Genomic DNA, 25,866 nt, shown 5'->3' with positions numbered 1-25,866 from the left:
CACGAATCCTATGGCACGTTGTTCTATAGAACAATGTGTCACAGAGTGGGCGATGCGCCACGCCCGAGCAGTCGATCACCCCTCGCAAAGGCGTGTCCCGCGGGGATGTAGCGTGGCGTGCGTAGCGGTCGGTCGACGGGAGGCGCGGGACACATGGGGGCCGGAGCAGGGGCGGAGCCCAGGCGCCGCACGGCGAGTGACCAGGTTCATGCGGTCCTGCTGGACGCGGCCCAGAGCGTGCTCGACCGCGAGGGCCTCCCCAACGTCACCGTTCGCGCGGTTGCCCGCGAAGCGGGGGTCGCACCCATGGGCGTCTACAACCGGTTCGGCAGCAAGGAGGGTCTCCTGCTCGCGCTGGCCGTCCGGGCCCTCGAAGACCTGTGGCAGGCGGTCGCCGTCGACGTCACGCTGGACGCGGAGGAGCGTTTCCGTCAGGGATGTGTCGCCTACCGGGAGTTCGCGCTGGCACACCCCCAGCGTTACGCGCTGATCTTCGGAGGCGGTGGACCGGTCGCCCAGACGGGTTCCGAGGCGTCGGTGCACGGCCACGCCGCGTTCGAGGTCCTGATCGAGCTCGTCGAGGGGCTGCTCGACCGCACGTCACTCGAGCGGTACGCCAACTCGGGCGAGGCCGCGCAGATGGTGTGGACCGCCATCCACGGCGCGGTCCACCTGGAGCTGGGGGGCATCGGGCAGGTGTCCGGCTCGCACGACATCTACGAGCGGCTGATCGACCTCCTCATCCGGGGCCTGCGCTGACGGATGCGCAGTCTGCCTGACCGGATACGTGGCTGCCCGTGCCGGCGTGTCCGTCGGCGTCACCCGCACTGATCATGGTGCGGCGCTCGCAGGCGCATTCCTCGGACGCGGCACGCGTGGTGGCGAAGCAGAGCGGCGGGTTCACTTCCAGACGACGATGTTGCGGCGCACGGGCACGGACGAGGCGTCGGCGGCGAACAGCTCGGGTGAGTGCGCGCGGATGCGTTCGATGTCGTCGAAGACGGCGCGCAGATGGGTACGCATGGCCGTGCGGGCGAGCGGGACGTTCCCGTCGGTGATCGCGTCGAAGATCTCACGGTGCTGGGCGACGAACACGGCCGGGGACACGTTCTCGTGGAGACCGAGGCGGCGAGCCCGGTCCAGGTGCCCCTTGGCGGCGGCGACCGTGGTCCAGACGTTCCCGTGCCCGCTCAACCGCATCAGACCCTGGTGGAACGCCTCGTCCAGGTCGAAGAACTCCTCCAGGCCGAGGTCCGCGCGGCGCTGTCGCTCCAGGTTGCCCCGCAGGTCCCCCAGGACCGCGGGGTCCAGTTCCGCGGGCAGATCGTCCAGTGAGCCGAGTTCCACCGCCTCCCTCAGGAACTGCGCGTCGGCGACCTGAGCCGGGTCGACCCGGGACACGAACGACCCGACCTTGGGGAAGACCTGCACCAGGCCCTCCTGGGCCAGCAGGATCAGGCTCTCCCGTACCGGCGTGCGGCTGACGCCCATCGACGCGGCGAGTTCGTTCTCCGAGAGCGCGGCGCCCGGGGCGAGTTCGAGGGTCAGGACCATCTGGCGCAGTTTCAGGTAGATGTCGCGCCGGTTCGTCCGCCCGGTCGTTTGAGCCATGGGCCCATCGTACGTAGAGCGGCACGGCAAGTATTGCCGTACTGCGATACAAGTGCTTGTATACAAGTACTTCGCGACCAAGGAGTGCTTGTGAGCAGGATCGAAAGCGTCGAGGTCTTCGTCGCCTCACCCGGCCGGACCTTTGTCACGCTGCGGATCACCACCACGGACGGAGTGAGCGGCCTCGGCGACGCCACGCTCAACGGACGGGAACTGGCCGTCGCCGGCTATCTGCGCGACCACGTGGTTCCGCTGCTGATCGGCCGGGACCCCGCCCGAATCGAGGACACCTGGCAGTACCTCTACAAGGGCGCCTACTGGCGGCGCGGACCCGTCACGATGACCGCGATCGCCGCCGTCGACACCGCCCTGTGGGACATCCTGGGCAAGACCGCCGGCCTGCCCGTGTACCAGCTCCTCGGCGGCCGGTCGCGCGACGGCGTACTGGTCTACTCCCACGCCAGCGGCACCGACGTACCCTCGCTCCTCGACGACGTCGAGCGGTACCTGGAGCTGGGCTACAAGGCCGTACGGGCACAGGCCGCCGTGCCCGAGGTCGGGGGCACGTACGGGGTGCGCAAGGGCAAGGTCTACGAGCCGGCCGCCACCGAGCTGCCCGACGAACAGCCCTGGGACACCGAGGCGTATCTCGACTTCGCGCCCAGGTACCTGGAGGCGGTACGGGAACGCTTCGGCTTCGGCTTCCATCTCCTGCACGACGTGCACCACCGGCTCTCCCCGAACGAGGCGGCCCGGTTCGGCAAGAGTGTCGAGGCCAGCCGGCTGTTCTGGATGGAGGACCCGACCCCGGCCGAGAACCAGGAGTCCTTCCGGCTCATCCGGCAGCACACCACGACACCGATCGCGGTCGGCGAGGTGATGAACTCGATCTGGGACGTCCAGCACCTCATCACCGAACAGCTCATCGACTACGTGCGCACCACCGTCGTCCACGCGGGCGGCATCACGCATCTGCGCCGGATCTTCGATCTCGCCGCGCTGTACCAGGTGCGGACCGGATCCCATGGGGCGACCGACCTCTCCCCCGTGAGCATGGCCGCCGCCGTGCACCTCGACATCGCCGTGCCGAACTTCGGCATCCAGGAGTACATGGGCCACGCCGAGGAGACCGCCGAGGTGTTCCGCACCGGGGTGACCTTCGCCGACGGCATGCTGCATCCCTCCGAGGAACCGGGCCTCGGCGTCGAGTACGACGAGAAGGCGGCCGAGCGCTTCCCCTACCGTCGGCGCTACCTTCCGGTCGCCCGCCGTCTCGACGGTTCGGTGCACGACTGGTGAGCGCCGACGACCAGCTGAGCCGCGCCACCCTCCCGCGGCTCGCGCCCGAACTGCGGCCCGCCGTCGACCCGGCCGAACTGCGCACCCGGATCGTCCACTTCGGCCTCGGCGCCTTCCACCGGGCACACCAGGCCGTGTACACCGAGCACGCCGCCGCCCGCTCCGGTGAGCCCTGGGGCATCACCGCGGTCGCGCCCCGGTCGGCCGGGACCGTGCGCGCCCTGCGCAGCCAGGACTGCCTGTACTCGCTCACCGAACGCCGTCCGGACGGACACCGCACACGCGTCGTGGGCTCGGTCGTCGGTGCGCTGGCCATGGGCCCCGACGCCGGGGCCGTCGACGCCCTGCTCGCCGACCCCGAGGTGACGGTGGTGACGCTGACCGTGACGGAGAAGGGCTATCACCGTTCTCCCGCGACCGGCGGTCTCGACACCACGGCCGGACCCGTCGCCGCCGACCTCGCGGCCGCCCCCGACGGGCCGCTCACCACGGTCGTCGGACGCCTCGCCACCGGACTGGCCGCCCGGATGCGGGCCGGCGCACCCCCGGTCGACGTCGTGTCCTGCGACAACATGGCGGACAACGGCGCGGCGCTGGCCCGGGTCGTCCACGACTTCGTCCGTGCGTCGGCCTGGCCGGACCGCGCGGAGATCCTGGACCGGATGGCCGGGGCCGTCACCTTCCCCGCGGCCGTCGTGGACCGGATCGTGCCCGCGACCGGCGAGGCCGACCGGGCGGCCGCCGTCGCCGCGCTGGGAGTACAGGATGCTCTCGCCGTGACGGGTGAGCCGTACCGCCAGTGGGTACTGGAGGACTCCTTCGCCGCGCCCCGGCCGCCCTGGGAGCTCGACGGCGCCCTGTTCGTCCCGGACGTCGCGCCCTACCAGCTCACCAAACTGCGGCTGTTGAACGGCTCCCACTCCGCACTGGCCCACCTCGGCGAGGTCGCGGGACTCACCACGATCGCCGGGACCATGGCGGCGGACTGGGGCGAGCGTCTCGTACGGGCGCTGTGCGCGGAGGTCTCACCCACCCTCCCCGCGGACGGCCCGGACCCGGTCGCCTACGCCGACGACCTCGTCGTACGCTTCCGCAATCCCGCCATGCACCACCTGCTGCGGCAGATCGGCTCCGACGCATCGCTGAAGATCACTGAGCGCTGGCTGCCCGCCCTGCGCGAACTGCGCGCCCGCGGCGCGAGCACCCCGGTGCTCGAACTCGCCCTGGCCGCCTGGGCGCACGGCACCCGCCGGGCCGCCGCACCCCCCTCCGATCCCGCCGCCGAGGCGCTCGCCGCCTGCTGGCGATCGGCGGACCGGCCCGTCGAGACGGTACGCGCGCTGCTGCGCGTCCTGGGCGCGGGGGATCTGGCGGACGACGACGCACTCACCACCGCCGTCGCGGACCGGTTCCCCGCCCTGGACGCCGGACGCGTCGACATCTGACACCCGACGGCGTGTCCGACCTCGGTATCCGCCCTCGTCCCCGTATCCCATCTCCCCTGTCCCCCGTCCCCCGTCCCCAACAGCTTCCTCGGTTCCGAACAACGGAGTTCACGATGAAGGACAGCGTCATAGCCGCCCAGCAGACGCCTTCCGCACAGCGCAGCACGCGCGATCTGACCCGCGCCGCCGTCTCGGGCTGGCTCGGTACGGCCATGGAGTTCATGGACTTCCAGCTCTACTCGCTGGCCGCCGCTATCGTCTTCAACAAGATCTTCTTCCCGGACGTCAGCCCGGCGATCGGGCTGATCGCCGCGATGGCCACGTACGGCGTCGGGTACGTCGCCCGGCTCGCCGGAGCCGTCTACTTCGGGCGGATGGGCGACCGGCTCGGCCGCAAGAAGGTCCTGTACATCACCATCCTACTGATGGGTGCCTCCACCACCCTGATCGGCGCACTGCCCACGTACGCCACCATCGGCATCCTCGCGCCGATCCTGCTCGTCGCACTGCGGCTGGTACAGGGCTTCGGCGCCGGCGCCGAGATCGCCGGGGCCACCGTCATGCTGGCCGAGTACGCGCCCGCCGGGCGGCGCGGGCTGATCTCCTCGCTGGTGTCGCTCGGTACGAACTCCGGGACGCTCGCCGCATCGGGCCTGTGGGCCGTTCTGCTCGCCGTGCTCAGCGAGGAACAACTGCTCTCGTGGGGCTGGCGGTTGCCCTTCCTGCTGAGCTTCCTGTTGATGATCTTCGCGGTCTGGATGCGGCGCAGCCTCAAGGAGAGCCCGGTCTTCGAGGAGCGCCCCGACGTCGTGGACGGCGTGGCGCTGGCCCGCGACGAGGTGGAGTCCGTCATCGCCACGGCCGACCAGCACGAGGGCAGCGTCCTGGCGGCGGGGATCCGCCAGCGCAAGGGCAAGGCGTTCTTCCTCGCGCTCGGACTGCGCTTCGGCCAGGCCGGCAACTCCGGACTGATGCAGACGTTCCTCGTCGGCTACCTCGCCACCAACCTGGCGGTCGACCGGTCCGTACCGACGGACGCGATCGTGTACGGCTCACTGGTGGGCTTCGCCACCGTGCCGCTGGTCGGTCTGCTGGGCGACCGTTTCGGACGCCGTGTGGTCTATCTCGTGCTCTCGGCCCTGACCGTCGTCCTCGCCTTCCCGGTGATGCTCCTCATCACCTCCGGGTCGACCCCGGGCGTGCTGCTCGGCATGGTCCTCGGCCTGAACGTCGGCGTCCTCGGGTTGTTCTCGCTCGAAAGCGTCACGATGGCCGAACTCTTCGGCTCGCGGACCCGGTTCACCCAGCTCGCGCTCTCCAAGGAGATCGGCGGCATCCTCGCCACCGCGATCGGCCCGGTCCTCGCGGCCACGCTCACGGCCGTCACCGACAGCTGGTGGCCCATCGCCGCCATGCTCATCGTCTACTCGCTCATCACCTTCGTCAGCGCGTACCTCGCGCCCGAGACACGCGGACGCGACCTGGTCCGGCTGGAGGACGCCGTATGAGGACGATCGACGCAGCAGGCGCCGCGCGGACAGTTGCCGATGCGGGCGCCGCACGGACGTACACCGCGGGAGGTCCCGAGCCCGTGGCCGCCGGGGCCGGCCGGATGAGGGCCGTCGTGGTGCACGGCGCCGACGACGTACGCATCGACGTACGGGCCCGGCCCGTACCCGGCGCGGGTGAGGTGCTGCTGGCCGTGGAGTGGGGCGGGATCTGCGGGTCCGACATCGCGTACTGGAGGAAGGGGGCGTCCGGCACCGCCTCACTCGCGCACCCGCTGGTGCTCGGGCACGAGTTCGCGGGCCGGATCGCCGAACTCGGCGACCGGGTCACCGGTCTCGACGTCGGGCAGGCGGTCACCGTGCATCCGGCCCGGCCGGTGGGCGACGGTGTCCTTCCCGAGCGGCTCGCCGGACGGACGAACCTCTACCCGCGCGTCCGCTACTTCGGTTCGGCGGCCTTCGATCCGCACACCGACGGCGGGTTCAGCGAGTACCGGACGGTGCACGCCGCCCAGATCCGGCCTCTGCCGGACGGCGTCACCACCGAACAGGGCGCCCTCGCCGAGCCGTTGGCCGTCGCACTGCACGCCGTCGGCCGGGTCCCGGACCTGCGTGGCCGCACGGTCCTGGTCAACGGCTGTGGACCGATCGGCTCCCTGGTCGTCGCCGCCGCCCGGTACCGCGGTGCGGAACGGGTCGTCGCCGCCGACCTGGCGTCGTCCTCGCTCGCCGTCGCCCGCGCCATGGGCGCCGACGAGACACGTGACCTCTCCGCCGGCGAGGAACTGCCGCCGGACATGGACCTGGTCTTCGAGGCGTCCGGCGCCCCGGCCGCGCTCGGACCGGTGCTGCGGGCCACGGCCCGGGGCGGCACCCTCGTCCAGGTCGGCAACCTGCCCGGTACGGCCGTGCCCGCGGCCCTCGGCGACCTGGTGACGCGGGAGATCACATGGATCGGCTCGTACCGCTTCGTCGAGGAGATCGACGACGCACTGCGCGCACTGCGCGACGGACTGGACGTGACCCCACTGATCACCCACCGCTTCCCGTTGGAGCAGGCGGAGGAAGCACTCACCGTCGCCGCCGACCCCAACAGCGGGAGCAGCAAGGTCATGCTGCGCCTCACCGCTGGGGCCGCCCCCGTATGACCGCCGCGCACTCCGGTGTCGCGGCGGCGGACGGGGCAGCGCTCGACCGGGGGGACGGGCGGTGCCCCGCCGTCACGTCAGCCTGACGTCCGGTCGAGACCGGGTGTGTCGACGGCTGTCTCCACCGTGACCGCGGTCCTGCGCCGGCGGAGGTGGCGTACGCCTTCGATGACGCCGGTCACCACGAGTGCCAGCCCCACGCCGACGGCGATGGCCAGCAGCGTGTTCTCCTGGAACACGACGCCGCCGAGATAGCCGGTGAGCGCGGTGTAGGCGCTCCAGGTGGCGGTGGCGAACGCGACGAACATCAGATACTTGCGCACCGGGTAGCCGACGAGGCCGGTGGAGAGAGTGGCCAGGTAGCGTCCCACCGGGATGAACCGCGTGGTCACCAGAATGAAGCCGCCGCGGGCGTCGAGTTCACGGGCGAACCAGTCATGTGCCGTGCGGCGTCTGGAGCCGGGTGGCAGGCGCTTGAGGATGCGTTCACCCAGCAGTCGTCCGACCACGTAGGGAACGAGATCGCCGAGAAGGGCGCCGAGTGTCGTGGCGGCGACGACGAGCACGATGTCGGTCTCTCCGGTGGCGGCGTAGACGCCCGCGACGATCACGACGGGTTCGCTGGGGATCAGCGGGAGGAAGGAGTCGAGGAAGGACACCGCGACGAGCACCGCGTACAGCCACGGCGAGGTGATGACCGATTCGGCCAGGTCGAGCCAGTCGATCATAAGGTGTCGGCCTTCGTCGTCAGGTGCGGACGGTGGGTCATGGGGGCATCCCTCCCGGGATGGTCGGGTCGGTGACCGCCGCGTACGGCACACGGGGGGTGGTGCGGACGCACGGCCCCGGTCACAGGTCGACGGTGAGGTCGGACGACAGCGCCCGCGAGACGCAGCAGTACATCCGGCCGGGCGGGGCGCCGATGTCGTCGCGGTGCTCCGGCTCTCCGTCGACGAGCGCGATCTCGCAACTGCCGCAGACCCCTTCGCGACAGCCGGACGGTATGCGGAATCCGGCGTGGTTCAGCGCGTCCAGCATGGAGTCCTCCGCGCCGACCTGGACGGTCCGTCCCGATCGGACGCAGTGCACGTCGAAGGGCTTGTCGGGCGCGAACTCCTTGGCCACCGGCCGGAAGTGCTCGGTGTGCAGCCGCTGCGCGGGGAACGCCGCCTCGGCCGCGTCGAGCATCGACGCGGGACCGCAGCAGTACACGAGTGCCTGCGGGCCCAGTGCTGCCGCCTCCGCCGTGAAGTCGGGTCGGCCGTGCCGCTCGGTGGTGTGGAGACGCACCCGGCTGCCGTACGCGGCACGCAGTTCGTCGGCGAAGGGCATGGTGGCCGTGGATCTGCCCACATACACCAGTGTTGCCGAGGCGCCCGCCTCGACCGCCGCCGTCAGCATCGGCAGGACGGGGGTGATGCCGATCCCGCCGGCGACGAACAGGTACTCCGGTGCGGGCAGCAGGGGAAAGTTGTTGCGCGGTACCGAGACGTCGAGCATGCGGCCCTCGTCGAGGAACAGGTGGACGTACTCCGAGCCGCCCCGGCTGAGCCGGTCGTGACGGACGGCGACACGGTAGGTGTCCCGGTCGGCCGGGTTCCCGCACAGCGAGTACTGCCGGGTCAGCCAGTTGGGCAGGGCCAGATCGATGTGGGCGCCCGGTTCCCAGGGGGCCAGCGGGCCGTCGGCGCCGCGCAGAAGGAGCGAGACGGTGTCCTGGGCGACCGGCCGCACCTTCTCCAGGATGGTTCGTTGCATGGTCATGACCGCCTCAGTACAGGTGCCGGTAGTCGTCTTCGAGCATGTCCGTCAGCGCCTTCGGGTCGGCGTCGAGCCCGAACTGGTCGGCGGCGATCTCCCCTATGGACGGCATCTCCCCGGCCAGGGCCTGGCTCGCCGGGTCCCACAGCCTGGAGCGGATGAGCGCGCGGCCGCAGTGGAAGAAGACCTCTGTCACCTCCACGGCGATCGCGAGTTCGGCGTCCTTTCCTTCGATGCGCATCCGCGCGAGGACGTCCGGTTCGTCGGTGGGATAGGCACGGCCGTTGACCCGCAGCACTTCTCGCATTCCTGGGATGACGAACATCAGCCCGATCCCGTCGTTCTCGGCGAGATTGCGGAAGGAGTCGGCCAGTTGGTTGCCCGGCCGGTCGGGGATGGCGAGCGTGCGGTCGTCGAGCACCTTCACGAATCCCGGATAGTCGCCGCGCGGCGAACTGTCGGGGAGTCCCGTGGCGTCCGAGGTGGCCATCGCCAGGAAGGGGGCATGCGCGACGAAACGGCGCGCATGCCGGTCCAGCCGGTCGCGGACCTTGCGTTTGATCATGTCCTCGGGTTCGCCGATCCGGGCGCGCACCTCCGCGAAGGAGATACGGCGCGGACGGGTTCGGGGGATGGCGTCAGTCATCGTCATCAGTGGGTTCCGGGCTTCCATTCGGTCTCTCTGAGCTTCCGTTCGGGCTTTCGGGGGTCTACGTCCGGTTTCTCGCACTCGCTCCGGACGCCGCGGACGCTGCGGACGGCGTCGTACGGCAGCACGGCGTGCACGCCCCAGGTGTCGTTGGCCACCTGCGTGATCCGCAGGTCCACCACCGCGCCGGCGAGGGCCAACGCGGTCGTCCTGTCCAGGTCGAACAGGGTGCAGAGCCAGCCGAGCATGGCGTCGAGGGCGTCTCCCGTCGCCGCGTTCAGGTCCGCGTCGAAGCCGAAGGTGACGCGCCCCTCGGGCGTCTCGGCGTGGATGCCGGGGACCGGGGCCCGCTCCCGGAGGTTCAGCGTCACCTCGGTCGTCATGGGGCACTCGATCGCCGTGCCGGCGACCTCGCCGTTCCCCTGCGCCGCGTGACCGTCACCGAGGTGGAGCAGCGCGCCGGGCACGGTCACCGGCAGGTACAGCGTCGAACCCGCCACCAGGTCACGACAGTCGAGGTTCCCGCCGCTGCCCGCCCGCGGAGGGACGGTGGAGTGCGGGCCCGGCTCCACCGGAGGGACACCGACCACACCAAGGAAGGGCGCGATGTCCACGGTCCGGCCGCGGTCGTCGGTGGCCGTCCCTTCGCCGATGTCCCACAGCAGCCATGCCGGGGGTCCGTCGGCGACGCCCAGCCGGCGCGTCAGCGGGTTGTCCTTCACCCCGGCGAGCGTCCACCCCCAGGGGCCGGCCCTGACGGACTCGAGACGCACCTCCAGGACCATGCCCGGTTCCGCGCCCCGCACCGCGATCGGTCCGGTGAGGCAGTGCCCCGTCCCGCCCTCGAACATGCGCGGCACCGGCTCGCCGGGGGTACGCATCGGTTCCAGGTATCCCGCGGCCTCCAGCGAGCCGACCGTCACCGAGTCACCGGCGTCCAGGGTCAGCACGGGCGGGGTGTCCCGGTCCAGGACGTCCACCACGGTGTCCCGGGTCGCCGGCAGGTCGTATCGGGTCATGCGAAGTCTCCCTCACTCGGGCAGAAGTGGCGTGGACAGGTGATGGTGTGGGCAGGGGCGGGGGCGGGTTCAGCGGAGACCGGACCGCGGGGTGGGCTCCAGGCGGACCGTGGACGCAGGCCCGTCCGACAGCGCGGAGAGGTCGTCGACGAGGGACGGGCAGCCCGGATGCCCGTGGACGGCGGCCAGGACCCGTTCCCGGTCGGCGGCGTCCTCGAAGCGGCGGATCCAGACGAAGGCGTCCTCGTCGTCGGCGGCCGTGAACGCTCCCACCACGCGCATCCCCATTTCCTGGTGCAGCGGGATGACGGTCTCGTCCATGTAGCGGGCGAGTTCCGTGCCGTGGCCGGGGCGGGCGCGTTCCGTGCGTATCTCGTAGAACACGGGTTCCTCTCATCTGTGTCCTGCTGGTCCCTGCACGGGTACCTGTTCCTGGGCGGGTGGGCGTCCGCGCGTGGTCGCTGTCAGGACGGGCGTCCGATGCGGGCGGCGGCCAGTTCGTAGACGCCGGGTGAGCCCTCCCACGGGGCGGTGCGCACCACGGCCCAGCTGCGTATCAGCCAGCGTCCGCCGGATCTGCTGAGCCCGAGCCGCCACAGGCCGCGCATCGTGCAGTGGTCGGTGACACCGGGGGCGCCGGGGACGTGGTGGTAGGCGACCATGTGCGCGCGGCACTCGGCCTCGTCGCCCGACAGCTGTACGAGGAGGTCGGTGGCCGCGTGGTGGGTGCAGTCGAAGCCTTCCAGGGTCCGGCGGGCCAGCTCGACCAGTTCGGCGGCCGGCACCGTCGTAGGCGGCCTGCCGTGGTAGTGGGTGGAGAGGTCCAGCCGCACCTCGTCGGCGAACAGCCGCCGCAGAGCGGTCCAGTCCCGGTCGTCCTGGGCGTGGGCGAGACCGGCGACGACATCGGCCACGGCGGCCCGGTCCACCAGGTCCTGCGGTGCCGTCATGTCCGTGCCTCCGTCGACGCCGCGGCGGGACGGCCGGGCTCCGGCCGTTCGACCAGCGGCAGCACCAGGCGGCTGGGGTGGGCCGGCCCGTGGTGCACCCGGTTGACCGCGACCGCCACGTCCTCCTCGGCGTCGGCCGCGATGGTCCCGCCCGTGTTGGTGTTCCGGTCGTAGCGGGGGAAGTTGCTGCTGGAGACCTCCAGCCGGATGCGGTGTCCGGGCAGGAACACGTTCGCGGTGACGCCCAGATCGACCGTCACTTCGTACACCTTTCCCGGCTCCAGAGGCTCCGGGTCGGTGAGTGAGGTGCGGTAGCGGGCGCGCTGGATGCCCTCGCACAGCAGGATCGCCCTGCCGTCGGGGTGCACGTCGACGAGTTTGCCGGTGAAGTCGGTGTCCGGTGCCGAGGAGGAGACGTGCACGACCAGGGTGACGTGGCCGGTGACCTCGACGGGGCGGGTGAGGACGGGAGTGGTGAAGCACAGCACGTCCTCGCGCGTTTCGACGGACGCCTGGTCGGCCGGTCCGGGGTAGGCGCCAGAGGCCGCGGCGAGCACGGTTCCGCCCAGGCTCGGAACGGGGCGGCGCGGGTCGTAGAGATACGTGTCCGCCGCCTCCACCGCTTCGACGGGCAAGGCGTCGCGCGTCAGGACGCCGTCGCCGGCGGCGGTGTGGGCGCGGCCGACCCCGGAGAGGAAGAAGTCGGCGTAACGGGTGTCGGGCAGCGGCCAGTCCAGTTCGTCGCGCCATCGGTCGACGCCCATGACGAAGATCCGGACCCGGTGGTTGTCGTCGGCGAGGTCCGTGCGTCCGCGGACCCAGCGGTCGAAGAACCGCAGGTGCTCGCCCGTGACGTCGGCGGCCTTGATGCTGCTGTGGATTCCGAACGACCGGTCGGGGAAGGTGCCGAGGTCGGTGCCGTCGGCGTGGCTCCAGGGGCCTATGAGCAGCCGCTGACCGTCGCGGGCCGTCGCGCTGCCGCCGTGCCGGCGCATCGTCGTGTAGGACCGCACGGTCTCGCCGATGAAGACGTCGTACCAGCCTCCCACGTGGAGGGCGGGGACGGTGATGTCGCCGCAGTGGTCGATCGAGGCCGCCTCCTGCCAGAACGTGTCCCGCTCCGGGTGGGCGAGCACCTGGCCGACCCAGGGCAGGTGGCGGGTGATGGCCCCCCTGTCGGCGACCGGCAGCGGGTGGTGCAGCGCCCTCGGTTCGGCCAGGCCGGACAGGAGGGCGTGGGCGTCGTCCGGGTCGGCGCGCATGTCACCGCGTTCGTCACCGCGAACGTCCACGCCTACGTTGGTGTGCTCGTCGGCGTGTTCGCCGTCGGGGATGCGGCGCAGGTTGCGCAGGGCCGAGAGTGTGCCCCAGGTCAGGACGGCGTCCTGCGACAGCGCTCCGCCCGGGGAGTACCACGGTGCCGCGTACGGGTCGGCCGAGGTCATCACGGGCGCGATGGCGCGCAGTGCCGGTACGCCGAGCACGGCGGCCTGCCACTGCGCGAACCCCATGTAGGAGCCGCCCCACATGCCGACCGCGCCGTCGCACCACGGCTGTCCGGCCAGCCAGTCGAGGGTGTCGGCACCGTCACGGCCCTCGTCGGCGTGCGGCACGAACGTTCCGGGTGAACGGGAGGTCCCCCGGACGTCCTGGGCCACCACGGCGTAACCGGCGGCCACGAAGGCGAACACGTCAGGAAGTTTCGGGTTGCCGTACGTCCCCGCTTCGTCCTTGCCGTAGGGGGTGCGGATCAGCAGCGCGGGGAACGGGCCCGCCCCCTCGGGCCGCCACACGTTGGTGGCGAGCGCGATGCCGTCCCGCATCGGCACCCGTACGTCCACTTCGACGACGAACGTCATGCGTTCACCCGCTCCTTTCCTGGGCCCTGTGGCCGGTCGTGATCATCCAGTGGCTGAACGCGACGTAGTTCCGCGCGAACTCCGCCGGCGTGGGCGCGTGTTCCACGGCCGCCGACAGGCGCGCGACGTGGGCGTACCGCGGGATCCGGTCGGCCTGGTAGGCGGCCAGCGCTGCGGGCACGTCGGTGGCGGGCACGTCGGTGGCGAGTTGGTCGGTGGCGGACGCGTCGCCGGCGGGGGCCAGCAGGCGGCCGAGCAGGGCGGCGTCCTCGATGCCCAGCGTCGCGCCGGCGGTGATGTGCGGGGACATCGCGTGGGCCGCGTCCCCGGCCAGCACGACCCGTGCCGAGACCCAGCGGGGCAGCGGCGGCACGAGCATGACCTGGTTGTGCAGGATCAGCTCGTCGGGCGTCACCGCGATCAGCCCGGCCAGGGTCCCCTCGCGTCCCCCCTCGTCCAGGTGGACGGCCCGCTCCATGGCCTGTTGCTTCGGACTGCCGTGCAGCGGGGGCGAGTTGAACTGGTTCACCAGCCAGTAGACACCCCCGTCGTGGGTGCGTACGTAGCCGCCCCGGCAGCCGTGGGTGCCCAGGATCACGCGGTCCTCGGGCACCGTGACGCCCGGGGCCCGGACGACCGCGCGCCAGGCGTGATGGCCGGGGTGTTCCCGCGCCTCGGTGCCCGGTACCAATTGCGCGCGCACCGCCGAGTACGCGCCGTCCGCCCCGACCAGCACGTCGGCGTCCTCGCTGCTGCCGTCGGACAGACGGACCGTGACATGGTCCATGTGCTCCGCGTACGCGGTGAACCCGGTGGCCAGGCGGATGGTGTCCCGACCCACCGCGTCGGCGAGCAGGTCGTTCAGTCCGGCCCGCTGGACCAGCAGATACCGACGGTCCTCGGGGCCGAACTCCGGGGTGTCGAGCAGCCGCCCCGCCGGATCATGGAAGCGCATGTCGGTCCGTGCGCCGATGCGGCGCACCCGCTCGCCGACGCCGAGGCCGTCGAGGACCGCCAGCGCGTTCGCCCAGAGTCCCAGCGAGGCCCCGGCGGCACGGATCTCCGGCGCGCGTTCACAGATCACCACCTCGATCCCGGCACGGCGCAGCGCGAGTCCGGTCGTCAGGCCCACGATTCCGGCACCGACCACCACCGCGCGCGTCACGACCCGCTCCCGGTCGCGCCCGCGTCGCGGCCACCGGTGCCGACGTGCCCGCGATGGCGGGGCGGGCAGATGTGGATCGCCACTGCTTCCTCCTGCGTGCCGTCGTGTGCGTACGACGTTAGGAAGTGCCGCCGATTAACACCAGTGCAGGCTTGGTACACAGTCATTGCGCACGTGATAATCGGGAGATGGACCACGTCGATCTGAACCTCATCGAGGCGTTGGACGCGCTGCTCGCCGAGAACAGCGTGACGAAGGCCGCGGCACGCCTGCACACCTCGGCACCCGCGATGAGCCGCGCCCTGGCCCGACTGCGCCGCGCCTTCGACGACCCGCTCCTGGTACGGGCCGGACGCGACCTGGTGCCCACCCCGCGGGCCCTGGAACTGCGCGCCGAGGTGCACGCGGTCGCCACCCGGGCCCGCGCCCTGTTCGCACCGTCGACCACCGCCGATCCCCGGACCGCCGTGCGCATGTTCGATCTGCAGGTCGACGACATGCTGTCCACGACCTTCATCCCGTCCCTCATCGACGACCTGCGGACCCAGGCGCCCGGCATCTCCCTGCGGTTGCGGCCGGAGAGTCTTGAGGAGGTCCCGGCCCTGCGCGAGGGGCTGGTGGATCTGGAGATCGGGGTGTTGCGCCCTGGTGACCCGGAGATCCGCTCGGAGACACTGCTCACGGAGACGCTGGTAGGCGTGGTACGGCCGGGTCACCCCCTCGCGAGGACGAAGACCGTCACACCGCGGCGGTTCGCCGCCACCGACCACGTCGTCCTGTCGCGACGGGGCCGAGTCCATGGCCCGATCGACGAGCGGCTCGCCGAACTCGGCCTGAGCCGGCGCGTGGTGGCCGTGGTGCCCGGCGTCGCGACCGCGCTGGTACTGGCCCGCGAGACCGACGTCGTCAGCGTCGCGCCCGCCCGACTCGGACGGCCGATGCTGGACACGCTCGGGCTGTGCCCGTTCCCGATCCCCCTGGTGCTGCCGCCCCTGACCATCAGCATGGCCTGGCACCCACGCAACCACCACGACCGCACGCATCAACTGCTGCGTGAACGGATCCGCCACATCATGACCACCGCGGTCGGCGCAGCTGCGCAGGCGCGACCCTCCAGCCCTGGTTCTTCGGCCGGTTCCTCGTGCTCGGCGCCTCACCAGCGTGGTGAAAGTCCGCGCGCGGGCGGCTGATCGCGTCCGCCGGGACCTGCCATGGAGGTCGTGGCGGAGGCGGATGACATCCGCTCGGTGACCGCCGCCTCGGAGGGGAGGCGGACGTGGTCTCCCAGGTGGTGGAAGCGTGTGGCCGGCTTCCGCTGGCGATCAGGATCGCGGCCGACAGACTGGTGCATCGCCCTTCGTGGGGACTCAGTGAGATGTACCGCCGTCTCGCGGAGCCGGGCGACGGAATCCGCTTCTTCCAGGCCGGTATCCGCGACCTGGAAGAGTCCCTCTTGCAGTCGTACGCCGGACTCTCGGAACGCCAGAAGGACGCTTTCCACACGTTGAGCATGGCGCCGTACGACGTCTTCGACGACCGGACGGACGCCAGAGTGACCGGGTGCCCTCTTCGGGCGGCGGCACCGAACGGGAGCTCACCGTCCCGGAACACGTTTCTGGGCCGTCCCGAGTCCCTCTGCCGGCCGGGAGGACCACAGAGGACGCGTTCCGAGGCCGGCCACGTCCAGGGCCAGTTCCGCATACATCGCGTTGGCCCAGGAGAACCAGTGGCGGGTGAAGCGGTGGGGGTCGTCCTTGTGGAAGGACTCGTGCATGGCTCCGGTGCCCGCGTCGGTGTCCGTCAGCGTGCGCAGCGCGGCGAGCCGGCCCGCCGGGTCGTCACTCGTGAGACCCTCCACCGCGATGGCGATCGGCCAGATGTGCCCCTGGGGAGTGTGCGGGCTGCCCACCCCCTCGGCCGCGGTTCCGCGGTACCAGGTCGGGTTGGCCGGGGAGAGGACGAACTCCCGCGTGGCGCGGTACATCGGGTCGGCGGCGGACACGTCCGCGATCAGCGGGAGCGAGAGGAGGCTCGGCATGTTGGCGTCGTCCATCAGGAGGGCGTTGCCGAGTCCGTCCACCTCGTAGGCGTAGATCGCGCCGAAGTCGGGATGGCGGACGGTTCCGTGACGGGCGACTCCCTCGCGTAGTTCGGCGGCCAGTTCGGTCGCGTCCTCCGCGAGCGCCGAGTCGCCGATGTGGTGTGCCATCTCGGCCGCCCCGTCGAGGGCGGCGGCCGCGCACAGGTTCGCGGGCACGTTGTACCCGTACGTGCAGGCGTCGTCGCTCGGCCTGAACCCACTCCACGTCATGCCGGTCCGGGCGACAGGCGCTCCTCGGCCCGCTCCGGGCAGCGTGTCGCTCGCCGGTCCTGACGACCGGGAGAAGCGGTAGGAGGAGCGGCTCTCGTGGTCCTGCTCGGTACGCCACAGGGCGAGGACGGTGCGGGCGGTGCGGGCCGCCTGGTCCAGGTGGTCGGTGCGGCCGCTCGCCCGCCAGAAGCGGTGGGCGAGCAGGAGCGGAAAGGCGAGGGAGTCGACTTCGTACTTCTCCTCCCACACCCAGGGGTCCTCGCACAGGTCGTCGGCGTCGTGGGCGCGTCCCGAAGCCTCGGGGTTGAAGGCATTCGCATAGGGGTCGCGCCGGATCTGGTCGAACTGGCGCTCCAGTACGGCCATCAGCAGATCCTGCAGGGCGGGAGTGTCCTGCAGGAGCGCCAGATACGGCATCATCTGGGTCGTCGAGTCACGCAGCCACATGGCGGGGATGTCGCCGGTCACCACGAAGGCGGTGCCGTCGGGCATCGCACGGATGGTCCGCGCCAGGGTGTCGTCCAGGCAGCGCACCAGCATCTGCCCGTAGCGCGGGTCGCCGAGGGTGTCGAGGTGGCGCACCGCGCGCTCGACCAGCGGATGGCCCTTGACACTGGTGGGGAACTGCATCGTCAGCCCTTCTTCGTCACGTGTCGGCCCGTGGGGTGCCGCAAGGACGTACATCGGTGTGGACGCCGTGGCGGATGACGCGCGTCGGGATCGTGACACGGCGGGACGCGGGCGGGTCCGCGTCCTGGTGGCCTAGCCGGTCGATGAGCAGGCGGGCGGCTTCCCGGCCGATCTCGTCGGCGTCGTAGGAGACGAGAGTCAGCGGCAGGCCGAGGACGTCGGACAGGTCGAAGTCGTCGAACCCCGCCACGGGCAGGGTGACCCCCGACTTGTGGAGGGCTCGGATGGTGCCCTGGCTGATGCGGTTGTTGGTGCAGAACAGCGCTGTGGGGGCGTCGGGCCGGGCGAGCAGTTCGAGGGTCGCCGCCTCGGCGGTCGCGGCGTCGACGAGGCCCTGGCGGATGAGCGCGTTGTCCGGCTCGACGCCGGCCTCGTCGTGCGCCGCCCAGAACCCGCGCAGCCGTTCGGCACCGGTGTAGAGCGAGGGCGGATTGCCCAGGAAGGCGATGCGTTCGTGTCCCTCGGCCAGGAGGCAGGCGGTGGCCTCGCGGGCCCCGTGGAAGTCCTCGACCAGCACACAGTCGGTGTCGAGTCCGGCGGGCGGCCGTGCGGCGAGCACGACCGGTACGTGCCGCATGGCGGCGGCCAGGTGCTGCTGGCGGCTGCCGGCCGGGACGACGATCAGCCCCTCGACCTGGTGGTCGATGAGGCCGTCGATGAGGCCGGGCTCCCGTTCGACCTGCTCGGCGGAGTTGCTGAGCAGCATGCGGAAGCCGTACTCGGTGGCGACCTCCTGGACGCCGAGCGCGAGTCGCGAGTAGAACGGGTTGGCGAGGTTGGTGACGACGAGACCGATCATTCCGCTGCCGCCCAGGCGCAGGCTGCGCGCGGTCTCGTTGCGTCGGTAACCGAGCCGGTCCACGGCGGCGAACACCCGCTCGCGGGTCGCCTCGGACACCCCGGGGTCGTTCTTCAGCACGCGGGAGACGGTCATCGCACTGACCTGCGCGAGTTTCCCGACATCGTGCATGGTCGGCCCGCCACCGCGACGAGCGGTCATGCCCGTTCCCCCTTCTCCGGCGGCCCCTGGCGGCGACCTCGCGCCTGCCCCGGACCGGTTCTCATGAAGCGCCCGCCGCGCCCTGTACCCAGTGGGCGGCCCCGATCAGCGGTGCCTCCGCGGGCTGCCGGGCCGGCAACACCCGTACGGACGCCCTGTCGGCTCGGGCCAGGCCCTCGGCGAGCGCGGGATGGATCAAGGCCCACGACTGGGCCATGGAACCGCCGACGACCACCGCGGTGGCCTCGAAGCGGTCGATCCAGGGAGCCAGGGCCCGGCCAAGGGCGTCGAAAGCGTAGCGGAACACCGCCGAGGCGGCGGGGTCGCCCTGCTCGGCCAGCACGGCGAGCTCGTGGACGTCCGGGAGGGCGGACTCGTCCGCGGGGGCGGGCTGGTCCGGCCGCGCCGTGAGCCGGGCGTGGTGGACGCGGATGGCACGGCGCGAGACCGTTTCCTCCAGCGGCCGGCCGTCGATGCTCAACCGGTGCACGTGACCGTCGGGCGGCACCTCGGGGCCGTCGTGCACGGGCAGCCCGGCCCGCAGGAAGGAGGAGCCGATACCCGTGCCGAGCGTCAGGCACACCACCCGGTCGTGTCCTCGGGCGGCCCCGGCGCGGTACTCGCCGAGGGCGAACGCGTCGGCGTCGTTGAGGAAGCACAGCCGCTCGGCCCGGCCGGCCAGCCGCCGGCGCAGCCCGGCGCCCACGTCGACGCCGGACAGGGACTCGAACTTCCCGATGCCCGCGAAACGGCCCACACCGGTGTCGTAGTCGAAGGGGCCCGGCATCGCGACACCCCAGGACGCGCGGTGACCGGCCGGCAGTTGCCGGGCTGCCAGGGCGATGGCGTCCAGGATGCCGTCGGCGTCCGCCTGTGCGCCGAGTGGGTTGCGGATCACCGAGGACGGGACGGGATCGCTGGTCGTGGGGTCGACGAGCGCGGCGGTGACGTGCGTACCGCCGACGTCGAGGACGGGGACGGGACCGGAGGCGGCGCACTGTCCCGTGGAGACCACGGTCACGGTTCGACCACCAGCGCCTTGACGATCCGCACCTCGTCGCCGCCCACGGAGTGGACCCGGTAGGGCCCTACCGCGGCGGGGATCGTGATGGTCTCCGCGAAGGCCAGGAAGTGGGTGCGTCCGTCGTGGGTCTCGATGACGGCGCCCTGGCCCGCGGCGACGTTGAGGATGTGGAAGCGCCCCGCGGTGTCGTCGGGGATGCCGGCCCGCGGGTCGACGACCAGTCGGTGCACCGCGTAGAACATCTCGGGCAGCGCGCCGATGACCTCCTCGCGCCAGCCCTCGCCGGCGCGCAGCGTACGCGGCTGCTGGATCAGGTCCTTCACCACGTCCTCCCCCCGCCGAGCCGTGTCCAGGTTGGCGAAGCCGTGCTCGTAGGGCAAGGGCCGGGAGGCGCCGGCGGCGTCCCTGCGCAGCCAGTCGTAGAGGCGCAGGGAGTACAGGTACGGGGTGGCGCTGACCTCCAGGACCAGGTTGCCCGCGCCGGAGGCGTGCGGTGTGCCCGCGGGGATCATGAACAGTTGGCCCGGCGCCGACGGGTGCGTCTGGATGTGGTCCTGGACGGGCATCGGGGTGCCGTCGGCGATGGCTTCCTCCACCTGGCGGCGCATGACGTCGGGATCCGCGTCCTCGGTGAGTCCGAGGAGCACCTGGGCGCCCTCCTCGCTCGCCGTGACGTAGTACGTCTCGTGCTGGGTGTACGGCCAGCCGAACACCTCCCGCATGTACTGCTCGCGCGGGTGGAGGTGCAGGGAGAGGTTGCCGCCGCCCATCGTGTCGAGGTAGTCGAAGCGGATCGGGAAGGAGGTGCCGAACCGGCGGTGCACCTCCTCGCCGAGCATGTCCTCGGGGTGCTCGACGCACAGCAGTTGGAACGGGATCTCGACCCGGGCACCGGCCTTCTCGCCGACGAGGACTCCCGCCTCGGGAGCGATCAGTTCGTAGCCGAGGGCGGTGTTGCCCGCCTGGGGGGTGAAGCCCAGTTCGCTAGCGGCCCACTGGCCGCCCCAGGGGGTGGAGTTGAAGTACGGGCGGGTGCGTACGGGGCCGCGGGCCAGGTGCCGCAGGGTGCCGCGCAGCGCCGCTCCGTCCAGGGAGGCGGGGGACGCCGTGTCCTGACAGTCGATCCACCGGTCGACCCGGCCGGCGACCGCGTCACGGTGGCGGTCCAGCACGGGCCAGTCGGTGTAGAACAGGCGCACCAGGTCGCTCCGCTCCCCGGGGCGCCCCAGGTTGGCGCCGACCGGCGACTCGCCCTTGGCGACGGCCGCTTCCGCGTACCGCTTCGGGAGGTCCGCGTACCAGAGCACGTCGGGTTCGCACAGCGCCGCGCCCGGCCCGAACACCAGCAGCACGCCGTCGTCCGCGGGCTTCTGCGGCCGGGGTACGGCGTCGAAGAGGTCCGCGACCCGCGCCTGCGACAGCGGGGTGAAGAACCGGTCCTCGACGGGGTGGGGCCGGGCGGTGATCCGTTCGGCCGCGGCGGGCGCGTAGTGACCGCGTACGTCCAGCCGCTTCGCCTCGCGCCCTGCCGCGCGCACGGCCGCCGTGAGGCCGTCGGACAGTGCGCCCCAGTCCAGCGCGGCGGGACCGTCCACGGCCAGGACGAGCGCACCCGACGGCAGCGCGGCGACGGCGGCCGGCCAGCCGGCGGTCACCTGCCCGCCGACCGGTTCGTAACTGGGGTGGGGGTCGTACGAACGAGACGCGGACTGCACATCTGCTCCTCAGTAGGCTCCGTCGGCGGATAGTTAACGATAACAACGCTTGTCCGATCGCGTCCATCCTCGATCCCGGATCAATCGCGCAGGGATACAACTTCTCCATCTGGCCTCTACCTGCTCTTTCTATACTCCGTGAGCCCGCAGCACCGTCTTCTGCGTGACAGACCCTTGCCACTGCAGGCATGTTGTCGTTAACTTCCACGCAACACCCGCTTGGTGACTCCGGGCGTCTCCGGGACTCGCGTGTGCCCTGTGGTTCACATCCGGCCATGCACATGGCTCGCTTCTGTGAAGGTGATCAATGTCAGCATCGGGCAGGACCCGGAGTGCGGCCGCGCCGCTCGCCCGGCGCCGCTTCCTCGCCGGGACGGCCGCGGGCGCGGCCGCCCTGGCGGCTGGAGGCTGCGCTCGCGGAGACAGCACGTCGGCGCAGCCGGGGACCACGAGCATCTCCAACGACAACGCCACCTGGGACGACGGCTACCGCGCCGCCGGACGGGCGCTCAAGGACATCACCGGCTACTCGCTGCGGCCGTTGTCGAACCCCTCGGTGACCTCGTACCAGCAGGTCGTGCAGATGACCCTGCAGACGTCGAAGGCCACCGACCTCGTCAAGTGGGCCTCGGGTTACCAGCTCAAGCGCCTGGCGCGCGCCGGTGGCCTCACGGACCTGTCCGGCGTCTGGCGGACGTACCAGGCCAAGGGGTGGGTGCGGGGCGCCTCACGGGACGCGGTGTCGTACCGCGGGAAGGTCTACGGCATCCCGCTGTACGAGTCGTACTACGTGCTCTTCTACAGCAAGCCGGTCTTCAAGAAGCTCGGGCTGTCCGCGCCCCGGAGCTGGGACGAGCTGCTGCACTGCGCGGAGGTCCTCAAGCGCAACAAGATCACGCCGTTCCTGGCCAGCCAGACCGGTGGCTGGCCGGCGATCGAGTGGTTCCAGGAGCTGGTCACCAAGGTCGACCCGGGCTTCTACCAGAAACTGGTGGCGGGCGAGGCTTCCTACACCGACGACCCGGCCCGCCGGGCGATGGACATCTGGCACGACTTCATGCGCAAGGGCTGGATGACCTCGCCCGACTTCGACCAGGCACGCGGGCCCGGCGCGCTGAAGGCCGGGACGGTCGGCATGTTCCTGCACGGCACCTGGCAGGCACAGGGGATGACCGCGGCGGGCATGAAGCCGGGCGTCGACTACGGGGCGTTCATCCTGCCCACGGTGCGATCCGCCACGCCGAAGAGCGTCATCGCCGAGTCCGGCGTCTTCACGGTGCCCGCCCGGGCCTCCTCGCACGACGCCGCCATGGCGAACGTCGGCGCGTGGCTCGCCCCGCCCGTCCAGCGCGTGTGGAGCGACTTCCTGCAGGACAGCTCCGCCAACCCGACCGTGCGCTCGGACAACCCCGTCGTGGCCGAGCTGCAGCGCGACGTCGCAAGGGAACGCCGGACACCGCTGATCCGCTACTGGGAGGCCAGCCCGCCGAGCCTCATCCAGGGCAACACCAACGACCTCGGCGGGTTCATGGCCGGACAAACCTCTCCGACGACCACACTGCGCCGGATGCAGGACCGTGCGGAAGACGAATGGGCAGCCTGGAGGCGCGACGAGGCATGAGTACATCCACGACCGACCGACCCGCCACCGGCGGCGGACGGACACCGACCGCCGGCGAGGAACGGCGTTCCCCGGCGCGGCACAGGTGGCCCGGCGGGCGCGAGCGCCTGACGGCCGGGGGGTTCATGGCGCCCGCCGTGCTCCTGGTCTCGCTGTTCCTGCTCGCCCCGTTCGTATGGACCGTCCACCGCGGTTTCTTCGCCGACACCCGGACCTCCCCCTTCAGCTGGTTCGACAACTACACCCGGTTCGCCTCGGACCCGGCGCTGACCCGCTCGATCCAGAACACGCTGATGTGGGTGGCGGGCACGGTCGTGCTCCCCTTCGTGCTCGGGCTCGCCATCGCCTGTATGACCGACGCCACCCGCTTCTCGCGCCTCGCGCGGCTGTGCGTGGTGCTCCCCTACGCGCTGTCGGGTTCCGCGGTGGCCGTGGTCTGGAACTTCATGCTCACCACCGACGGTGCCGTCAATCAGGTACTGACCAGCGTGAACCTGGACTCGTTCGCCCAGGGATGGCTGCTGACCTGGCCGGGCAACACCGTCGTGATGATCATCGCCAACGCGTGGCAGGCGACCGGCGTCGCCGTCATCCTCTTCCTGGTGGGGCTGCAGTCCATCCCACCGGAGACCCTGGAGGCCGGCTCCCTGGACGGGGCGGGGAGCTGGCAGCAGTTCCGCCACATCGTCCTGCCCCAGCTCCGGCCGGTGTCGATCATCGTGATCGGCATGAGCCTCGTGAACGGCCTCAAGTCGTTCGACCTCATCTGGGTGCTCACCCAGGGAGGACCGGGACGGGCCACGGAGACCCTCGCGGTGTCCATGTACAACGAGACCTTCCTGGAGCTGCGGCCCGGTGCGGGAGCGGCGATCGCCGTCGTCCTCACCGTCATCGTCCTGGCGGCCTCCTGGCTCTATCTGCGCCGTCAGCTCGACGTGAAAGGCGAATGACCATGTCCCTCGGCCGAGTTCTGCGCACCGGCACCGTCGCGGTGCTCGCCCTGCTGTGGTTGGTTCCGACCTGGCTCCTGGTGGTCAACGCCCTGGTGCCGGCCGAAAGCTACTCGGGCAGCCCGCACTGGCTGCCGACCGGCTTCGGACTGTTCGACAACATGTCCCAAGCCTGGGACAAGGCGAACCTGGGACCGGCGTTCGGCAACAGCCTGCTGTACTCCGTCGTCAGCGCGCTGGCCGCCGCCGTGCTGGCCGCGGGCGCCGCCTTCGCCACGGTCATCATGCCCGTGAGGCACCGGGCACTGTGGTTCTGGGTGATCTACTCCGGCACACTGCTGCCCCTGCAGGTCTTCATCCGCCCGCTGTTCCTGTCGTACGCGGAGTCGTCGCTGTACGACACCCAGATCGGCCTCGTCCTGATCTACACGGCGATCGCCATCCCCTTCGCCTTCTTCGTCATGCGCAACTACGCGCTCACCCTGCCGAAGGAGGTCGTGGAAGCCGCGCGCATGGACGGCGCGTCGTGGTGGCGGCTGTTCTGGCAGATCCACGTGCCCCTGACCAGGTCGGCCATGGTCGCGGTGTTCGTGTTCCAGTTCGTGGCCGTGTGGAACGACCTGATGTTCGGCATCACGCTGACCACGAGCCGCAACATCCGGCCGGTGATGGCCGCGCTCGCCGACCTGCAGGGCAACTACTCCAACGTCGGCCCCCCGGTCGTGCTGGCCGGGGCGCTCCTCGTCTCCCTGCCGACCCTGGTGCTGTTCTTCTCCGCACAGCGTTTCTTCATCAGCAGCCTCAAGATCCACCGCTGACCTCGCACGTCCTTCTCTTCCTCCTCCTCACGAAGGGTGCACCATGCCGCGATCCCTGCTCCGCCGTGCCACCGTGACCGCCGTCTGCGCGGGCCTCCTCTGGACCGCCGTCCCCGCGCACGCGGGGTCCACCGGCCCCGTACGGCCCCGTCCCGTCCCGGCCGACCGGTGGGCCGAGCGCGCCACCGACGCCTACGAAGCCCTGCAGACCCACCTGTACGAAGGCACCGACGACCACGGCCTGTACCTGGAGCACACGCCACGGCAGGCGGCCGATCCGGCGCACTCCTACCTCTGGCCGTTCCGCGAGGCCGCCGCGGCAGCCGTCGACATGCAGGAACTTCCGCGGATCGGGCCGGGCTTCCGGCGGGACGCGGCCCAGCGCTTCGACACCGTCGAGCTGTACCGCGGCTCCGGCGACCGGCCGGGCTACCAGTCGTACCTGCCCGCCCCACTGGGTTCGGGCGGCGACGTCTACTACGACGACAACGCCGTGGTCGCCCTCAGCCAGCTCGACCAGTACGAGGCCACCGGCGACCGCAGGCTCCTGGCACGGGCCGAGAACGTCATACCCGTCGTCACCCGCGCCTGGGACGCCGACACCACCAAGCCCTGTCCGGGCGGCATGGACTGGGTCGACTCCCCCAACAACACCGTCCGCGCCACCAACGTCACCTCCCTCTCGGCCCAGCTCGCCGCCCGTCTCTACGAGCACACCCACAAGCGCGGCTATCTCGAGAAGGCCGAACAGTGGTACGGCTGGGTGTACTCGTGCATGCGCAAGGCTCCGGGCCTGTACGTGAACGACCGCGGCGACGACGGCAGCACCAACGAGACCCTGTGGACGTACAACTCGGGCGCCATGATCGGCACAGCCACCGCCCTGTACCGCGGAACCGGCCGTGCCGGCTATCTGGCCAAGGCCGTGGCCGACGCCGACGCCTCCCTGGCGTACTGGGCGCAGGGCACCCGTCTGCACGACCAGCCGGCCATCTTCAACTCCTTCTACTTCAAGGACCTGCTCGACCTGGACGCCGTCCGCGCCAACCCGGCGTACCGGCAGACCATGAGCGGCTACGCGGACAGCACGTACCAGACCAACAGGGACGCCACCACCGGGCTGTTCCGCTTCCAGCCGTCGAACGGCGGCGACTACGACCCGCAGGCACCGGCCGCGACCCTCAACCAGTCGGCCATGGTGCAGATCTTCGCCACCCTGGCCCACGGCGACCGGCGCGGGCACGGCGGCGGGCCGAAGCAGCAGAGCTGACCGCGCTGCTGACGGCTCGTCAGGACCTCGTACCACCCACTTTGGATCCCGAC

General features: G+C 71.2%; 23 protein-coding genes. 10 read left to right on the top strand and 13 right to left on the bottom strand.

Annotated features, from left to right (window positions below; genetic code table 11):
- Nucleotides 1-153: 153 nt before the first annotated feature.
- On the top strand, nucleotides 154-759 hold the full coding sequence (locus ACFYXC_RS19750) for a TetR/AcrR family transcriptional regulator (protein WP_389553233.1): 606 nt from the start codon (nucleotides 154-156) through the stop codon (nucleotides 757-759).
- Nucleotides 760-900: 141 nt separating this feature from the next.
- Here the strand turns inward: ACFYXC_RS19750 and ACFYXC_RS19745 are convergent, their stop codons facing one another.
- Nucleotides 901-1,611: a GntR family transcriptional regulator gene (locus tag ACFYXC_RS19745; protein ID WP_389553231.1), complete on the bottom strand. Its 711-nt coding sequence runs from the start codon at nucleotides 1,609-1,611 to the stop codon at nucleotides 901-903.
- A gap of 90 nt (nucleotides 1,612-1,701) precedes the next feature.
- Here ACFYXC_RS19745 and manD point away from each other — a divergent pair, with 90 nt between their 5' ends.
- The 4 genes from manD to ACFYXC_RS19725 all read left to right on the top strand — a co-directional run bounded on the left by manD (nucleotide 1,702) and on the right by ACFYXC_RS19725 (nucleotide 7,011).
- Entirely contained in the window at nucleotides 1,702-2,910 is a 1,209-nt protein-coding gene (manD, locus tag ACFYXC_RS19740; RefSeq protein ID WP_389553230.1) for a D-mannonate dehydratase ManD, read from the top strand.
- A complete protein-coding gene (locus tag ACFYXC_RS19735; RefSeq protein ID WP_389553228.1) occupies nucleotides 2,907-4,355 on the top strand; it encodes a mannitol dehydrogenase family protein in 1,449 nt (482 codons plus the stop codon). Before manD ends, ACFYXC_RS19735 begins: the two co-directional genes overlap by 4 nt.
- Before the next feature lie 113 nt (nucleotides 4,356-4,468).
- Nucleotides 4,469-5,863 (top strand): MFS transporter, encoded by a 1,395-nt coding sequence (locus ACFYXC_RS19730; protein ID WP_389553227.1) that lies wholly within the window; start codon nucleotides 4,469-4,471, stop codon nucleotides 5,861-5,863.
- On the top strand, nucleotides 5,860-7,011 hold the full coding sequence (locus ACFYXC_RS19725; protein WP_389553225.1) for an L-idonate 5-dehydrogenase: 1,152 nt from the start codon (nucleotides 5,860-5,862) through the stop codon (nucleotides 7,009-7,011). Before ACFYXC_RS19730 ends, ACFYXC_RS19725 begins: the two co-directional genes overlap by 4 nt.
- A 77-nt stretch (nucleotides 7,012-7,088) precedes the next feature.
- Here the strand turns inward: ACFYXC_RS19725 and ACFYXC_RS19720 are convergent, their stop codons facing one another.
- From ACFYXC_RS19720 to ACFYXC_RS19685, 8 genes are all read right to left on the bottom strand, one after another.
- Nucleotides 7,089-7,739, bottom strand: a complete 651-nt coding sequence (locus ACFYXC_RS19720) for a DedA family protein (RefSeq protein WP_389553223.1) — start codon at nucleotides 7,737-7,739, stop codon at nucleotides 7,089-7,091.
- A gap of 121 nt (nucleotides 7,740-7,860) precedes the next feature.
- Nucleotides 7,861-8,769, bottom strand: a complete 909-nt coding sequence (locus tag ACFYXC_RS19715; protein WP_388909928.1) for a PDR/VanB family oxidoreductase — start codon at nucleotides 8,767-8,769, stop codon at nucleotides 7,861-7,863.
- Nucleotides 8,770-8,782: 13 nt separating this feature from the next.
- Nucleotides 8,783-9,424, bottom strand: coding sequence for an MSMEG_1061 family FMN-dependent PPOX-type flavoprotein (locus ACFYXC_RS19710; RefSeq protein WP_389553221.1), 642 nt, complete (start codon nucleotides 9,422-9,424; stop codon nucleotides 8,783-8,785).
- Nucleotides 9,424-10,440 carry an acetamidase/formamidase family protein gene (locus ACFYXC_RS19705; RefSeq protein WP_389553219.1) on the bottom strand — a complete coding sequence of 339 codons (1,017 nt, stop codon included), beginning with the start codon at nucleotides 10,438-10,440 and terminating at the stop codon, nucleotides 9,424-9,426. Before ACFYXC_RS19705 ends, ACFYXC_RS19710 begins: the two co-directional genes overlap by 1 nt.
- 69 nt (nucleotides 10,441-10,509) lie before the next feature.
- Nucleotides 10,510-10,824 carry an NIPSNAP family protein gene (locus tag ACFYXC_RS19700; protein WP_389553218.1) on the bottom strand — a complete coding sequence of 105 codons (315 nt, stop codon included), beginning with the start codon at nucleotides 10,822-10,824 and terminating at the stop codon, nucleotides 10,510-10,512.
- 80 nt (nucleotides 10,825-10,904) lie between these two features.
- Nucleotides 10,905-11,390: a nuclear transport factor 2 family protein gene (locus ACFYXC_RS19695; protein WP_389553216.1), complete on the bottom strand. Its 486-nt coding sequence runs from the start codon at nucleotides 11,388-11,390 to the stop codon at nucleotides 10,905-10,907.
- Complete coding sequence (locus ACFYXC_RS19690) at nucleotides 11,387-13,249, bottom strand: CocE/NonD family hydrolase (protein WP_389553214.1); 1,863 nt, start codon at nucleotides 13,247-13,249, stop codon at nucleotides 11,387-11,389. The genes ACFYXC_RS19695 and ACFYXC_RS19690 overlap by 4 nt, the downstream gene beginning before the upstream one ends.
- A gap of 4 nt (nucleotides 13,250-13,253) precedes the next feature.
- Nucleotides 13,254-14,414, bottom strand: a complete 1,161-nt coding sequence (locus tag ACFYXC_RS19685; RefSeq protein ID WP_389553212.1) for an FAD-dependent oxidoreductase — start codon at nucleotides 14,412-14,414, stop codon at nucleotides 13,254-13,256.
- Nucleotides 14,415-14,602: 188 nt separating this feature from the next.
- On the opposite strand from ACFYXC_RS19685, the gene ACFYXC_RS19680 reads away from it, so the two are divergent.
- A complete protein-coding gene (locus tag ACFYXC_RS19680; RefSeq protein ID WP_389553210.1) occupies nucleotides 14,603-15,604 on the top strand; it encodes a LysR family transcriptional regulator in 1,002 nt (333 codons plus the stop codon).
- 404 nt (nucleotides 15,605-16,008) lie between these two features.
- Here the strand turns inward: ACFYXC_RS19680 and ACFYXC_RS19675 are convergent, their stop codons facing one another.
- From ACFYXC_RS19675 to ACFYXC_RS19660, 4 genes are all read right to left on the bottom strand, one after another.
- Nucleotides 16,009-17,355: a glycoside hydrolase family 125 protein gene (locus ACFYXC_RS19675; protein WP_389553208.1), complete on the bottom strand. Its 1,347-nt coding sequence runs from the start codon at nucleotides 17,353-17,355 to the stop codon at nucleotides 16,009-16,011.
- 16 nt (nucleotides 17,356-17,371) lie between these two features.
- Nucleotides 17,372-18,415, bottom strand: coding sequence for a LacI family DNA-binding transcriptional regulator (locus ACFYXC_RS19670; RefSeq protein WP_388909583.1), 1,044 nt, complete (start codon nucleotides 18,413-18,415; stop codon nucleotides 17,372-17,374).
- A gap of 61 nt (nucleotides 18,416-18,476) precedes the next feature.
- A complete protein-coding gene (locus ACFYXC_RS19665; protein ID WP_389553207.1) occupies nucleotides 18,477-19,436 on the bottom strand; it encodes an ROK family protein in 960 nt (319 codons plus the stop codon).
- Nucleotides 19,433-21,154, bottom strand: a complete 1,722-nt coding sequence (locus ACFYXC_RS19660; RefSeq protein WP_389553205.1) for a class I mannose-6-phosphate isomerase — start codon at nucleotides 21,152-21,154, stop codon at nucleotides 19,433-19,435. Before ACFYXC_RS19660 ends, ACFYXC_RS19665 begins: the two co-directional genes overlap by 4 nt.
- Before the next feature lie 307 nt (nucleotides 21,155-21,461).
- Here ACFYXC_RS19660 and ACFYXC_RS19655 point away from each other — a divergent pair, with 307 nt between their 5' ends.
- From ACFYXC_RS19655 to ACFYXC_RS19640, 4 genes are read left to right on the top strand one after another with little or no spacing between them, the layout of a single operon-like run.
- The gene (locus tag ACFYXC_RS19655) at nucleotides 21,462-22,775 is read left to right on the top strand and encodes an ABC transporter substrate-binding protein (RefSeq protein ID WP_388909574.1); all 1,314 of its coding nucleotides are present in this window, start codon (nucleotides 21,462-21,464) and stop codon (nucleotides 22,773-22,775) included.
- Nucleotides 22,772-23,725 (top strand): carbohydrate ABC transporter permease, encoded by a 954-nt coding sequence (locus ACFYXC_RS19650; protein ID WP_389553203.1) that lies wholly within the window; start codon nucleotides 22,772-22,774, stop codon nucleotides 23,723-23,725. Before ACFYXC_RS19655 ends, ACFYXC_RS19650 begins: the two co-directional genes overlap by 4 nt.
- Complete coding sequence (locus tag ACFYXC_RS19645; protein WP_389553201.1) at nucleotides 23,722-24,543, top strand: carbohydrate ABC transporter permease; 822 nt, start codon at nucleotides 23,722-23,724, stop codon at nucleotides 24,541-24,543. Before ACFYXC_RS19650 ends, ACFYXC_RS19645 begins: the two co-directional genes overlap by 4 nt.
- 43 nt (nucleotides 24,544-24,586) lie before the next feature.
- Complete coding sequence (locus tag ACFYXC_RS19640) at nucleotides 24,587-25,813, top strand: glycoside hydrolase family 76 protein (protein WP_389553199.1); 1,227 nt, start codon at nucleotides 24,587-24,589, stop codon at nucleotides 25,811-25,813.
- Nucleotides 25,814-25,866: the final 53 nt, after the last annotated feature.

Source organism: Streptomyces sp. NPDC002701 (assembly GCF_042889045.1).
In the GTDB taxonomy this organism is placed as follows: domain Bacteria; phylum Actinomycetota; class Actinomycetes; order Streptomycetales; family Streptomycetaceae; genus Streptomyces.
The sequence above is the reverse complement of the archived record's forward strand: the minus strand, read 5'-3'. Positions and strand labels throughout refer to the sequence as shown.